Origin of the sequence: Claveliimonas monacensis (assembly GCF_014982975.1) — a bacterium.
GTDB lineage: Bacteria > Bacillota > Clostridia > Lachnospirales > Lachnospiraceae > Claveliimonas > Claveliimonas monacensis.
Genome location: NZ_JADCKL010000001.1, coordinates 73,678 through 86,278, shown reverse-complemented (window position 1 = coordinate 86,278; position 12,601 = coordinate 73,678). Strand labels below are relative to the sequence as shown.

Below are 12,601 nucleotides of genomic sequence, written 5' to 3'. Positions count from 1 at the left end.
TATATGAGAGAGGCACCCGGGACATTCGGAGGCAGCAACCTTTTACGCCCTGTTTTCCGCCGGAAGGAAGAGGAGGATTTCCAGGCGGTAGATCCGCTCCCCCTGCCCGCCATCCGGCGGCTCCAGGATTTCCCGCCGGAGAGTGCCCTGGTATTTCCTTGCCGCCCACTCCATATTGAGAAGGCCGAAGCCGTGCTCCTCCCCGTCTTCTTTTTCCGTATGCCCCAGGGGTATGTCCGCCCTGGCATTTCCTGCCGGATTTTCAAACACAAGGCTGAGCATCTGCCCCTGCTGCCGGATGCGGACCCGGACCCACCCGCCGTGAGGCTGGGCCTCCAGGGCATTGTCCAGGGCATTGGCAAAGAGGGCGCAGATGTCCGCGGCATCTACCGGCAAGGGGGATGGCAGCCGGCCGTCCAGCCGTATCTCTATGCCTCTTTGGACTGCCAGCATATTTTTTTCATTCAGGATGGCATCCCCGATATCGTTTCCGCAGTGGAGGGAGGTGTCCGCCATCTCCAGGCGCCCCTCCAGCTCCCCGATATAGCCGGAGAGACCGCTGTAGTTCCCCCTGTCGGCCAGCTCCCGGATGCACAGCAGGTGATTGCGGATATCGTGGCGGAACATGCGGAGCCTTGTGTCACTCTCCCTGCGCGCCTGGAAATGCTTCAGCTCCGCCCTCAGGTAGGACCGGTTCAGGTCTGCCATGTACTGGTAGTAGGACCGCCTGTTTCCCTGCTGTACGAGCGCGGTCACAGACACCTCCAGGAGCACGGCCGCCACGCTGGCAAGGAGGGTAAAGCCCCTGGCCGCCTCCTCTGAGACTGGCAGCTCCTCTCCCCCCGCGATCATCACTCCAATGGCCAGGAGAAAAAGGCCCGTGCCGTGGAGGAGGTTCCGCTCCCACCTTCCCAGCCTTCTGTGGGCTGCCTCCGCCCGAAAGCGGCGCCGGGCTTCTCTGCTCTTCCAGAGAGCCAGAAGCAGGAGTCCCCAGATGAGAAGGTCTAAAAGCAGCTCCGAATTTCCCATATCGCTCACCCTGACCCCGGTCAGCACGTAGGGGATACCGAAGAGGAGGGAGGCCGGCGCGATGAGAAATCCCGTCACCGGGAGGAATAGAAAGAACCCCCTGGCCCTGTGCCTGTCCCTCACCGCCGATGTGTAGCCCCCGAAGACAGCGAGGGGCCAGAAGACCGCCAGGTCCCCGTCTGTCCCCACGGTCAGGAAGAGCGCTGTCTGGCCGAAAAGGAAAATGCTCCAGAAGAGAGCCCATTTTCTCCTAGTGTTAAAGACCGGCTCCAGATAAATATAGCGGGAAATCAGGATGAGAACTATGAGGATCTCCGCCGCTCCCGCCAGGCTGTATAAGATTTTTCCTGTTTCTGCCGCCATCTTCCTACTCCTTTTCAGATATATACCGGGAGAGAGCCTGGACAAAAGCAGCCCGCTTCCCCCGGCTCACCGGCAGCCGGGTCCCATCTGACAGGGTCACCTCCCGCCCGTCAAAGGCGGACACATGCCGCAGTCCCACCAGGTAGCTCCTGTGGATCTGGAAAAAATCCAGGGGCGGCAGTCCTTCCGCCTGTTCCTTAAGCTTCTTCCGGAGCAGGCAGTGTCTCCCGCCTGTCATGTACAGGGTGAGATACACGTTCTCACTTCGGAAATACAGGATTTCTACAAGAGGGATAAAAAGCTCTCTCCCGTCCGCCTTCACCTGTATCCTCCTGTTCCGCCTTTCCCTCTCCTCCACAGCCCGCAGCGCCCCAAAGAGGGACGATTCCTCCACTGGCTTGGCAAGAAAACGGAAGGCCTCCACCTCGTACCCTTTCATGGCGTACTCTGTGTGGCTGGTGAGGAGGATGACAGGGATGGCGTCATTTACGTCTCTCACCACCCGGGCAGCCTCCAGCCCATCCATCCCCGGCATCTCGATATCCAAGAAGACCAGGGACCAGCAGAAGGGCTCTCTCTCCACAGCCCGCACAAGGGCCTCCCCGGAGGAAAAGGCGTCGATCCGCAGGTCCAGGCTGCGGTAGTATCTCTCCAGCTTCTCCCGGAGCATCTCCAGGAAAAGAGGCTCGTCGTCACATACTGCTATCCGCATCTTTTTCCTCCCTCATATCCTGAAGCAATTCTCCGGTATCCAGAAGCGCTTTCCCCGTATCCAGGACCACTTCCCCGCTGTGGATGGCCCGCAGCTGGTCCCCCATGATATCCTTCATCACGTCAAAGGCCCTCTGTCCTGTGCAGTGGCCTGTGAAGCAGAGAATACCCGTCTTCTTCAGGAGCCGGGCCGTCTCCCTGATATGTTCCAGGTCCGCCTCCTCATACCTGTCCTTCTTCATGTGGAAACCGCTGACCAGCACATCCGGCCAGTCTCCAAAAATCTCCCGGTATCTGTCCAGTATGTTCAGCACCCCGTTGTGGGCACAACCCGAGAGCAGCACGTGAAAATCTCCCTCACTTACCACAAGACACTGTTCATGGCAAAAATCGTCCTGGATATACTCCGCCCCGGCCTTCCGCTTCAGCGCCCGGTTGCCCTCCGGCCACATCCTGTGTCCCTCTATGCCGGAAAAGAGGAACAGCTCCCTGTCGATCCGGTGGTCTCTCTGGAGGAGCACGCACTGGGGCAGCCCCAGGATGCAGGGCTCCAGCCCGATGTACTTTTCACCCTCCGGCTTCAGGTGGTAAAAGCTCCCTCCCGCGCTTTGCTGCATATAAATCCTTGTCCTCGGATATTTCTTTGCGAAAGCGGGGATCCCGCCGCCGTGGTCATAGTGGCCGTGACTTAAGATCACCGCGTCCACCCCTCCCAGGTCAATTCCCAGAAGGTCGGCATTTGCAAGAAATCCATCACTTGCCCCTGTGTCCATGAGCATCTTATGTCTCTCCGTCTCTATGTAAAAGCTCAGTCCGTGCTCACAGCGGCAGCCGGGCTGGCCTTCTGTGTTCTCTATCAGGTTTACGATCCTCATCTGTCCTCTTCCTTTTATATATCTGTTTTCCTGTCCTTGTCCGGGCTTGACTCAGCGGGGAAGACACAGCCGTATCCCCTTCGCCGCTCCGCCGCGTCCGTTGGATGGAAGGATGATATCCGCCTTCTCCCTCAGCTCCGGCACGGCATTCCCCATGGCCATCTTAAGGCCTGCCGCCCGGAACATGGGCAGGTCGTTCTCCCCGTCGCCTATGCAGGCCGTCTCTTCTTTCTTTATCCCCAGCCTTTCCGCCAGGGCGGCCAGAGCCATCCCCTTGGACGTCTTCTCGGAGAACACCTCCACGTATATGGACGTGCTGGCCCAGGTCAGGCCCCGGGTCCTCTTAAGCAGCTTTTCAAGCCGTTCCCGCACGCCGGGACGCAGAAAATAAAACTGGATCTCCTCCACCCCGTACCTGGATCTTGCAATGGTCCTCTCCATGCTCTTTACACGGTACACGCCCCTGGCGTCCTTCCCGTATATCAGCCTGCCCAGAAGGACAAGAAGCCGCCCCTGTATCAGGTATTCATGGTGGAGGTGGGCCGTGATGCCGGCTCCTGTCCTCCGGCAGTCCCGGAGAAGTCCCAGGGCCGTCTCCTTTGGGATCATAGACCGGAACAGGTCCTTTCCGGTCCGGCAGTCTGTCACTACGGCCCCGTTGGAGCTGATGACATACCGGTAAATGTCTCTCTCCCCCGCCAGCCGGTGAGGGAGGCAGTGAAGGTTCCTGCCTGTCGTGGGCACCACAGTGATACCCGCCCGGGCCGCTTCCCGCAAGGCTTCCACTGTCTCCCGGGACATGCGGCTCCTTCCATCCAGGCAGGTGCCGTCCATGTCCACGGCCAGGAGTTTGATCCTGTGTCTTTTCTCTTGTGTCTGATCCATCTTATCACTCTCCTTGCCGTATGGATGAAAAAGGCTTTACCTCTGGCTGCTCTTCCCGATGCTCTCCTATATTTTTCGCCATCCACACCATGTGGTACCACCTGTGGAATTTGTAGCCGCAGCTCGGGAACCGCCCCACAGTCTGAAATCCCATGCGCTGATGGAACAGGATACTATCCCCGTTCAGGTATGGGTCTTCCCCCTCCGGGCAGGCAATGCATGCGTAGAGATCTGTAATGCCCTGCATCCGCAGGATTTCCTCCAGGGCTTCGTACAGTCTCCTCCCAAGTCCCTGCCTCCTTCTGTCCCTCCGCAGGTAGATGGAGGTCTCCGCCGCCCAGTCGTAGGCCCGCCTCTCGTGAAAGGGGGAGGCGTAGGCATAGCCCAGTATTTCCCCTCCTGACTCTGCAAGCAGGTACGGATACCGCTCCCTTATGCGGCGGATGCGCTCTCTGAACTCTTCCACAGAGGGCACCTCATACTCAAAGCTGACAGCTGTGTGCTCCACATAGGGCGCGTAGATATCCAGCAGTGCCTCCGCGTCCTCCTCACAGGCAGTGCGAAGGCGGATAGGTTCCGTGTGTTCTATTGACATGCTCTATTTCCTCCATCTGTAAATAAGCAGGGAAGCAAGGATCAGCACAGCCCCCGCTGCCGAGACAGCAACCGGCAGCATCGGCTCCACCCTCCAGGCCACAAAGACTGCCGAGGGCCCGTCCGCCCCTGCAATGATCTTCAGGGCGCTCTGCTGGGAAGTCCACCAGAGGATACCCCAAATGAGCATGGCATCGCCGATCAGCATCACGATGGCCAGCAGGATAACGCGCCGGACTGCCTGGCGTCTCTGCACGGCTGCCAGCCTGACTGTCTCCGCCACTGTCTGTTCTGTCTCCTCTCCCGTCATTTTGTCCGGGAAGGTCTTCTCTCCTCTCAGAATGTCCAGGACTGTGACCCCAAGCTGCCCGGCCAGCGGCTCAAGAAGCGTGATGTCCGGGTAGCCCACGCCCCGCTCCCAGCGGCTGACAGCCTTGTCCGTCACCTGGAGCTTTGCGGCCAGCTCCGCCTGGGTCATATTTTTCCCCTTCCGCATTTCCGCGATAAAGCTTCCTGTCCTTTTTACGTCCATTTCATCCCCTCCTTCTAAAGAGAGTATATTCTAAGAGAATGGCTTTGTCAGCCTGTGTATGATCTATTTTCCGGATACACAGCCCGACGGTTCGTTTACCTGCTTTTCCCCGGTCCCTCTCCTCCCTCTCTCTGCGAGGGCAGCATAGATTTCGTCCACATCATAGTCCGGGGCAAACCGGCGGGCTGTCTCGCAGATGAGGCTTACCTTCTCCTCCGGCTCTCCCAGTTCCCCGAAATCTTCTATGATAGCAGAAATGGGCTTATCCTTTTTTAGTTTCGCACAGATCCAGGAGATAAGCTTTGTCTCCTCTCCCTGCTCCTTCGACTCCTGCAGCTCGTCTGCAAACAGCTCTCTCAATGCCTCGCACATTTCCTTCTCCTCCTTCATCCTGTCCCAGTTGGCTCGCACGATCAGATCCATCGCCGCCTGGTACCACTTTGAATGTCTGTGCCGCTCATATCTCTCCATCAGGTCCTGCAGCTCGCGGCCCTCCTTCAGGTGCCCAAGCAGCTTCCTGGGGTAGCGCATACACACGAATGTCAGGGTGATCTCCTCCGGGTCCACCTCCATCACCCGGTCCGTGTCCGACTGATACAGGCAGGCGTAGGCGTACACCTTGTAGAAATCATTGATGCCCAGATAGTCCTCCGGGGATTTGTACTCAATGATATTGTAGCTCTTGAATATCCTTCCGATATTCTTCTCCAGCCGGATGCCAGGACAGTCTTCTCTTCTCCTGCTCCATCCCTCTCCTCCTTGTCAGTATAATACAGTTTCTTCCCCACGCGCAACTTTTACATAAATTTTTCATCATTTCCGGGTGATCCGGCAGATATGCCCGATACGTCAGATATGAATGGGAACCGCTTTTTGAATGATGCGGTTCAAGAAATGTCTTCTCAAAAAAGAAGGTACTCCAAGTTTACATCAGCTTATATCTTCTGTCAACCAGGAGTACCCTTTGATCTATTATTTATTTCCTACACGATAATTCCCACCATGAGGCAGGCGAGTAGCATGTCATCCACAGAGCTCATGTACCTGATCATCCTCCCCATTTCGAGGCTTTGAGGGTCCTTCTTCAGCTCCTTTAATCTGGCTTTCAGGTCCTTTCTCTCGAATTTGGAGAAATACTGGTCCAGGTTCTTCGAGCTCTTCAAGATCCACAGGAGGGCTCCGTCCTCAGGGGACATATCACCGCCGTCCCTGGCCGCCTCCCGCAGCCTCTCTGCCAGCGCGGTCCTGGCGCTCTTCTGCGGGATGTACACCGTCCTATTGCCCAGCATGCCGCCCTTTTCTTCCCTTACGGACTGATCCCCCAAGAGGGACGCCCCTGTTTCTGCTATGAACTGCCCCATCCTGCTGATATCATAGGTAAGAAAATCGCTTATCATTTTCAGAGCGGTGCGGGGCTTCTTCTTCAGATACTCGTACAGGACTGTCAGATGCTCAAGGCTGTCCGGCAGCTCCCGCTCCACCTTGATGGTCTTCCCGTCCATGCTCACCACCTCATTCATGAGGAGGTCCATAAATCCTGCAGCCACAAGAGCGGCGTTGCCCTCCTCCCTGTGCATGGCCGGCATGCAGCCAATGTCTGTCACCGCCAGAATGTAGTACTCCTGTGCAATTCCTCTTCTTTCCATCTCATTTTCCTCCGAAATATTTCTTGCTGACCAATCAATCAAATATATCTTCGGAGTCATACACCCAGGAGCCATATGAAAAACAGGCTGACAGCCAGGGCAAGGACACCTGTCCCAACCGCCAGAAGGATCTTCTGGTAGATACGCTTCCCCTCTTCCTTCGCCTTCTCGATCTCGTCCAGGGTGGTCCCCTCCACAAAAGCTACGATTTCTCTGTAGCTCTGGATATCGTACCGGGCCTTTCTCTTTTCCACCTGGGCCGCCGCATAGATGCCCGCCAGCAGGATGACGATCCATATTCCCATTCCCACATAGGACAGAAAGTGGACAAGAGGAATAGGGGTGACGCCGATGAGAAGGAGGAGGAAACCAAAAATGTTTCCAAGGCGATTAAATTCTTTCCTCTCATCGTCGCTCATGTTCATCCTCTGCTTCATCGTCTCCACGTCTCCTTTGACTAATTGATCCAGAGAGATTTCAAATGTGTCGCAGAGGAGCATCAGACTGTTTATATCCGGATAGCTCTTGTCATTCTCCCAGTTTGAGATGGTCTGCCTCGAGACATAGACCTTCTCCGCCAGGGCATCCTGTGACAGGGACCGTTCCTTCCGGTATCTTTTTATCTGATTTCCAAGCTCCATTTTTTCTCCCTGCGCTTTCACTATAGTCAAAAAGAGAGGATCTGTCTGTCAAAAGTCTTTGACATGCCCCGTTTTACGGGGATTTCCCGCTGTCAAAGCCCTTTTGCAGCCGACAGTTCCTTCATTCGCTCTCCCATTATAGCAAACCTGGCATCCTGTGAAAAGCGATATCTTATCTTTTCTCCCTGACAGCAAAGACCGCGATCAGCAGAAGTACTGCCGCTCCCACTGCCATCCAGAAAAAGGACATGTTCATGCCGTGCATCATGGCGTTGTCCCCGTAGGTCTCCGCTGAGGACGCAGCCACCATGGTCATGATCCCCACAAAGACCGCCGAGCCGATGGAGCCCGCGATGGTCCGAAGGGAGGTGAGAAGTGAGGAGGCGTCCGCCATCTTTGTGGGGTGCACATTGCTGGTCCCCCAGGTGAGGAGGGGCATCATCAGGCTTCCGATGGAAATGTTGCGGATCACATTCAGCGCTGCAGCGGTCCACAGAGGCGTTTCCATAGAAAGGAAAAACATGCCTATGTTGCTGATGACAAGAGCGGCAGCCCCTGCCACAAAAATCTTCTTTATCCCAATCTCATCGTACAGCTTCCCGGCAAAGGGGCTGACAAGGGCCGTGGCCAGGGAGCCGGGAAGGGTCACAAGACCGGACACCACCGCCGAGTAGCCCATGACGCTCTGGACATAGAGAGGCATCATGACGGAGGAGCCCATCATCACAAGGTAGAGGACCATGCTGGAGATGACGCTTACTGCGTAATTCCGGTTGACCAGTATCTTCACATCCAGGAAAGGCTTCTCCAGCCTGCACTGGCGGGTCACAAAGAAGACGCAGACCACGGCTCCGAGAAGAAGCGGAACCCCTGCCTCTATGCTGAGAATGCCAAAGGTGCTCAGGTTCCCGATACCCAGGGTCACGCCGCCAAAGGCCACGATGCTCTCCACAAAGGAGACCACGTCAAATTTCTTGTCCTGCAGCTCCAGGACATCCTCAAACACGATACAGGATATGATAAAGGACAGTATCATGATGACCAGCGACACGTAGAAGATGGACTTCCACCCAAAGGCATCGATCATAAGCCCCGCGATGGTGGGCGCCACGACAGGCGCGGCCGTGGTGGCCAGCCCGTATGTCCCCATCATGGTCCCCCGCTTCTTTATGGGATAAATGGTCATGATGACCACCTGGGCGGCTGTCATCAGCACGCCGTTGCCGCAGGCCTGCAGGACACGCCCCACCATCATCAGGGCAAAATCCCCCGCAAATATGCTGACCAGAAGTCCTGCGATAAATGCGCCTATTCCCGTCAGATACAGCCTTTTTGTCGGGAAACGGGTGATGAGGAAGGCAGTCAGGGGCATGATCATACCCATGGCCAGGGAGTAGCCGCTGGTGATCCACTGGCCCACCGATGTGCTGATCCCGAAATACTCCACCACGCCCGGCAGAGCGGTTGTCATTGCCGTGGAGAGGACAGAGGAGGAAATGCCTGATACCACCAGGCACAGAAAGATCATTGCCCTCTGTCCATCCTTTATTTCTCGTTTTTTATGTTCATTTTCCATGATGTACCTCCATTCTATGCCATACCTTCTGATTGATGTTGTCGGACATGTGCCGCAGCGCCTGCTCTACAGCCTCCAGCTCCTCCGGGGCCATCCCCTGGCTGACAGTCTCGTAGAAATCCTGATGGATCTGACGGATCCTTCTGGCCGCCGGGACCGCCTTGTCGGTGAGATACAGATGCTTCACCCGGCGGTCCTGCTCATCGCCGCTGACTCTTATATATCCAACCTCCGTCAGCTTCTTGATGATCTTGGTCAGGGTCGCCTTGTCCACCCGGAACCGCTCTGCCATCTCCTGGGATGTGGCCCCGGGATGCTCCCGGAGATATTCCACATAGAACTGCTGGCCCCAGCCTATCTCATATCCGGACAGCCCCCGGTCATAGTACATCTTCATCAGCCTGTCAAAGATGGACACCCACCGGCCTATTTCCGGAAAATCTCTCTCTTGCATAGAAAATCCTCCTTGTCCTGTTTCTTCTTCTCCGGTGAAGGACTATACCACACTTTAGTAGCGTGCGCAACTATTTTTTCTGTTTTTCACAGCCTGACTATGTCCCTTCTCTCTGCCAGAATAAAAAAACGGGCAAAAAAGAGGCGTTCGCAAGTTACCCCTGTAGTACAGCGCAAAGGCTGTACGGCAGCTTGCAAACGCCTCTTTTTACAAAATCCCGTCCCCGCACTTTTCTAAAGAGCGCTGATGGTGTCCACCACGGACATGTTCCTGATCCGCCTTGCAGGCCCCCACACCGCCAGCACGGCGGAGAGGGCCATCACCGCCAGTATCACGGCAAGGGCTGTTCCCGGTATCTGCCACTCATCTCCCCAGCGGGAGGTGATCATGGACTGGTAGAGCAGCCTGTGGAGAGGCAGCCCCACAACACAGCCAAAGAGCATGCCCGAGAGCACATAGGTGAGCGCCTCCGCCGCCACCATCTTAATGAGCTGCCCGCTGCTCATGCCGATGGCCCGCATGGCCCCGTACTGCTTCATCCTGGCCTCCACGCTCATGCCAATGCTGTTGATGATGTTGAACATGGAGATGAGGGCGATGACAGCCAGAAACCCGTACACAAAGATGACCATGGAGTACCAGACTCCTCTCACCTCGCCGTTGTCCATGCGCCGGTCCGAGAAGGTCGTCCCCTCTCCGCCCAGGCTGCGGATTTCCTCCACGTCCCCCTCCGTTGCATTTCCCGCAAGCTGCACGTCGATGATGGTGTAGCTGTCCTGACCTGTGAGCTGGCTAAAAAGAGCCTCGCTGCAGTAGACATTCTCCACCCCCTGCTGGGTTCCCACGATGGAGAAGGAGGTGAGGGCTGTGACAGGCAGCTTCTGCACGCCGTAGGAGGTCTCCAGAGTGATCACATCCCCCAGCTTGAGGCCCTCGTCCTCGCTGACGTAGACGCCCATCACGCCGTCTCCCTTTTCCACACTCTCTATATCTCCCTTTATAATGCCCTCCCCGGCCCAGCCAAGCTGATTCTCCTCCAGGGAGATGAGGTTGATGCTGCCCGCCCTCTCGCCGGTCTGCGCCGGCAGCTCATAGGCAAAGCTCCTGCCGTAGACCCTCTTTACATAGTCCTTCCCCTCAAGCTCCCGGGCCAGATCTTTCGGGATGGAGCAGGTCTCATCTGCGCTCACCACGGACACGTCCGGTGTGTAGGGCCGCAGGGGCACCAGGGCGTGGTGCATGAAATCCACCGCCGTGCTGAAGGACAAAAAGAGCAGGATGCTGAAGGCAAAGGAGGCGGACAGCAGGATGAAGTTCCGCTTCTTTCCCTTTGCGTGGTGGATGCCAAGCACCGTGTCCACGTGGAAAAACCTCGTCCTGGCCGCGCGCCTGACCCTGGTGATCTCCCCGGTGTTCCCCGACACTGCCGCGAGGGGAGAGGCCTTGGAGGCCTTTCTCGCCGGCGCCCTGGCGGCCAGCAGGACCGTGATAAGGCCAATGACAGCGCCCGCCGCTATCCCCGGCAGGCTGACGCCAAAGACCGGCATATCGCCGAAAAATCTGTCGCTCACAAGCCGCAGCAGAGCACACAGAGCCCAGGTGACAAGAACCCCTGCCAGCACCCCCAGGGGGATGGCAGTCACGCACCAGCCAAGGGCCTCCCGGCGCACAAAGCGGACAACCTGCCTCTTCTGGGCGCCCAGGCACCGGAGCATGCCGAAAAATCCGGTCCTCCTGGCAATGTTGCTGCTGAGGCTCCCCGATATCATCAGCACGCCTGCCAGGACAACGAGGAGCGCCAGCACTGCCGCTGTCCCGTAGAGCTGGAAGATGTAGGGGTCGCTGCTCTGCAGCATGAGGGCAAGGAGCTTCGCGTTCTGCCCCACCTGCTCGTCACTTAAGGAGTAGGCATCCCTGATCTCCCTGATCTTCTCCTGGATATCGCACCAGGGCGTGAAGGACACGTAGAACTCCCCGTCCAGCTCCTGGGTGTCCTTCATAAAATACTCCTGGTAAATCTCCCGGTCCGTGAACATGCCGTAGACGCCCTGCTGCAGGATGGAGGAGGTGTCCCCCGTAATGCCCGACACGGTAAAGCCAAGCTGCTCTCCCTCCGGCGTATCCAGAGTGACCTTGTCCCCGACGCCGATGCCCAGCCTGTCAGCGGCAGTCTCTGTCAGCACGACACCGTCCTTCGTCCCCTCAGGAAAGCTCCCCTCTTTTATCTCTACGGAGGGGTAAAGGTCCAGGAACTCCCTGTCAAATCCGCAGATGACGGTCTCTGTCCCCTGTATCTGATAGCCCATGTCCACCCGGTAGTTGGTAGCCCCATACCAGGAGCTCTCCTCCACCTCGGGCCTTGCCGCGATCAGCTCCTGCTGTTCCCGGGTCAGTCCCCTGAAGACCGCATGCCAGGCCCCGTCGCTCTTCACTGTGGAAATCCGCTGCGCCCGGATCTCCATATCCGCCATGCTGAAAATGGCGGCCACGAGAAACACAGCCAGGAAAATGCAGATCCTTGTCATGAGGCTCTGCTTCCTGTGCACCCTTCCGGAAATTTTCACCAGGTCCAGATAGCTCTTCATCGCCTCACACCTCCCATCTCTGTGAGGACTCCGTCCGACACCTTCATGACCCGGTCCACAGAGGCGGTCAGGTTCATATTGTGGGTGATCATGAGGACGGTCTGCTGGTAGTGCCGGGACGCCTTGCAGAGAAGGTCCATCACGTCCCGGCTGCTCCTGGAGTCCAGATTGCCTGTGGGCTCATCCGCCAGCACGAGCATGGGGCGCATGACCAGGGCCCGGCCGATGGCCACCCTCTGCTGCTGCCCGCCGGAGAGCTGCCCCGGCAGATGGTGGCGTCTCTCTGTGAGCCCCAGCAGCTCCAAAAGCTCCTCCACCTGCCCCTTCTTTGGCTTCCGATAGTCCAAAAGCAGGGGGAAAATAATGTTCTGCTCCACGTCCAGCTCCTCGATGAGGTGGAAGGACTGGAAGATAAAACCGATGTTCTGCCTGCGGAAGATGGTCCGTTTGTTTTCTGTCATAGAGAAAAGATCCTCTCCGTCCAGGTACACCTTTCCCCCTGTGGGAGCGTCCAGCCCGCCGATGCAGTTCAGAAGGGTGCTCTTGCCGGAGCCGGACTCTCCCACCACGGCGGCAAACTCCCCTCGTTCCATGGAAAAGGAGACGTCCCGCAGGGCCCGGACCGCCGCTTCCCCCTTCCCGTATGTCTTGCTGAGATTTTCTACACGTAAAAGTTCCATTGTCTTTGTCCTCCTTATCCGGCGCCGGCC

The 12,601-nt window shown here is 57.2% G+C and carries 13 protein-coding genes; all 13 read right to left on the bottom strand.

What is annotated here, in order from left to right:
- Positions 1–42 precede the first annotated feature (42 nt).
- Complete coding sequence (locus INF30_RS00380) at positions 43–1,392, bottom strand: sensor histidine kinase (protein ID WP_226393885.1); 1,350 nt, start codon at positions 1,390–1,392, stop codon at positions 43–45.
- A 4-nt stretch (positions 1,393–1,396) separates the two neighbouring features.
- Positions 1,397–2,104 (bottom strand): LytR/AlgR family response regulator transcription factor, encoded by a 708-nt coding sequence (locus tag INF30_RS00375; RefSeq protein WP_226393884.1) that lies wholly within the window; start codon positions 2,102–2,104, stop codon positions 1,397–1,399.
- Entirely contained in the window at positions 2,085–2,978 is an 894-nt protein-coding gene (locus INF30_RS00370) for an MBL fold metallo-hydrolase (RefSeq protein ID WP_226393883.1), read from the bottom strand. Before INF30_RS00370 ends, INF30_RS00375 begins: the two co-directional genes overlap by 20 nt.
- Positions 2,979–3,029: 51 nt before the next feature.
- The gene (locus INF30_RS00365) at positions 3,030–3,863 is read right to left on the bottom strand and encodes an HAD family hydrolase (RefSeq protein ID WP_226393882.1); all 834 of its coding nucleotides are present in this window, start codon (positions 3,861–3,863) and stop codon (positions 3,030–3,032) included.
- Between the two features lie 4 nt (positions 3,864–3,867).
- Positions 3,868–4,458 (bottom strand): GNAT family N-acetyltransferase, encoded by a 591-nt coding sequence (locus INF30_RS00360; RefSeq protein ID WP_226393881.1) that lies wholly within the window; start codon positions 4,456–4,458, stop codon positions 3,868–3,870.
- 3 nt (positions 4,459–4,461) lie between these two features.
- Positions 4,462–4,989 carry a helix-turn-helix domain-containing protein gene (locus tag INF30_RS00355; RefSeq protein ID WP_226393880.1) on the bottom strand — a complete coding sequence of 176 codons (528 nt, stop codon included), beginning with the start codon at positions 4,987–4,989 and terminating at the stop codon, positions 4,462–4,464.
- A gap of 63 nt (positions 4,990–5,052) precedes the next feature.
- Positions 5,053–5,607 (bottom strand): hypothetical protein, encoded by a 555-nt coding sequence (locus INF30_RS00350; RefSeq protein WP_226393879.1) that lies wholly within the window; start codon positions 5,605–5,607, stop codon positions 5,053–5,055.
- A 365-nt stretch (positions 5,608–5,972) separates the two neighbouring features.
- The gene (locus INF30_RS00345; RefSeq protein ID WP_226393878.1) at positions 5,973–6,635 is read right to left on the bottom strand and encodes a GOLPH3/VPS74 family protein; all 663 of its coding nucleotides are present in this window, start codon (positions 6,633–6,635) and stop codon (positions 5,973–5,975) included.
- A 56-nt stretch (positions 6,636–6,691) separates the two neighbouring features.
- Entirely contained in the window at positions 6,692–7,276 is a 585-nt protein-coding gene (locus INF30_RS00340) for a helix-turn-helix transcriptional regulator (protein WP_226393877.1), read from the bottom strand.
- Positions 7,277–7,448: 172 nt separating this feature from the next.
- Positions 7,449–8,852 (bottom strand): MDR family MFS transporter, encoded by a 1,404-nt coding sequence (locus INF30_RS00335; RefSeq protein WP_226393876.1) that lies wholly within the window; start codon positions 8,850–8,852, stop codon positions 7,449–7,451.
- Entirely contained in the window at positions 8,842–9,306 is a 465-nt protein-coding gene (locus INF30_RS00330) for a MarR family winged helix-turn-helix transcriptional regulator (RefSeq protein ID WP_205147464.1), read from the bottom strand. The genes INF30_RS00335 and INF30_RS00330 overlap by 11 nt, the downstream gene beginning before the upstream one ends.
- Positions 9,307–9,539: 233 nt before the next feature.
- The gene (locus INF30_RS00325) at positions 9,540–11,891 is read right to left on the bottom strand and encodes an ABC transporter permease (RefSeq protein ID WP_226393875.1); all 2,352 of its coding nucleotides are present in this window, start codon (positions 11,889–11,891) and stop codon (positions 9,540–9,542) included.
- Positions 11,888–12,571, bottom strand: a complete 684-nt coding sequence (locus INF30_RS00320) for an ABC transporter ATP-binding protein (protein ID WP_087172823.1) — start codon at positions 12,569–12,571, stop codon at positions 11,888–11,890. The genes INF30_RS00325 and INF30_RS00320 overlap by 4 nt, the downstream gene beginning before the upstream one ends.
- Positions 12,572–12,601: the final 30 nt, after the last annotated feature.

Coding starts and splice junctions, on each gene's coding strand:
- INF30_RS00380 (WP_226393885.1), bottom strand. CDS start 1,392: ATGGCGGCAGAAACAGGAAAAATCTTATACAGCCTGGCGGGAGCGGCG.
- INF30_RS00375 (WP_226393884.1), bottom strand. CDS start 2,104: ATGCGGATAGCAGTATGTGACGACGAGCCTCTTTTCCTGGAGATGCTC.
- INF30_RS00370 (WP_226393883.1), bottom strand. CDS start 2,978: ATGAGGATCGTAAACCTGATAGAGAACACAGAAGGCCAGCCCGGCTGC.
- INF30_RS00365 (WP_226393882.1), bottom strand. CDS start 3,863: ATGGATCAGACACAAGAGAAAAGACACAGGATCAAACTCCTGGCCGTG.
- INF30_RS00360 (WP_226393881.1), bottom strand. CDS start 4,458: ATGTCAATAGAACACACGGAACCTATCCGCCTTCGCACTGCCTGTGAG.
- INF30_RS00355 (WP_226393880.1), bottom strand. CDS start 4,989: ATGGACGTAAAAAGGACAGGAAGCTTTATCGCGGAAATGCGGAAGGGG.
- INF30_RS00345 (WP_226393878.1), bottom strand. CDS start 6,635: ATGGAAAGAAGAGGAATTGCACAGGAGTACTACATTCTGGCGGTGACA.
- INF30_RS00340 (WP_226393877.1), bottom strand. CDS start 7,276: ATGGAGCTTGGAAATCAGATAAAAAGATACCGGAAGGAACGGTCCCTG.
- INF30_RS00335 (WP_226393876.1), bottom strand. CDS start 8,852: ATGGAAAATGAACATAAAAAACGAGAAATAAAGGATGGACAGAGGGCA.
- INF30_RS00330 (WP_205147464.1), bottom strand. CDS start 9,306: ATGCAAGAGAGAGATTTTCCGGAAATAGGCCGGTGGGTGTCCATCTTT.
- INF30_RS00325 (WP_226393875.1), bottom strand. CDS start 11,891: ATGAAGAGCTATCTGGACCTGGTGAAAATTTCCGGAAGGGTGCACAGG.
- INF30_RS00320 (WP_087172823.1), bottom strand. CDS start 12,571: ATGGAACTTTTACGTGTAGAAAATCTCAGCAAGACATACGGGAAGGGG.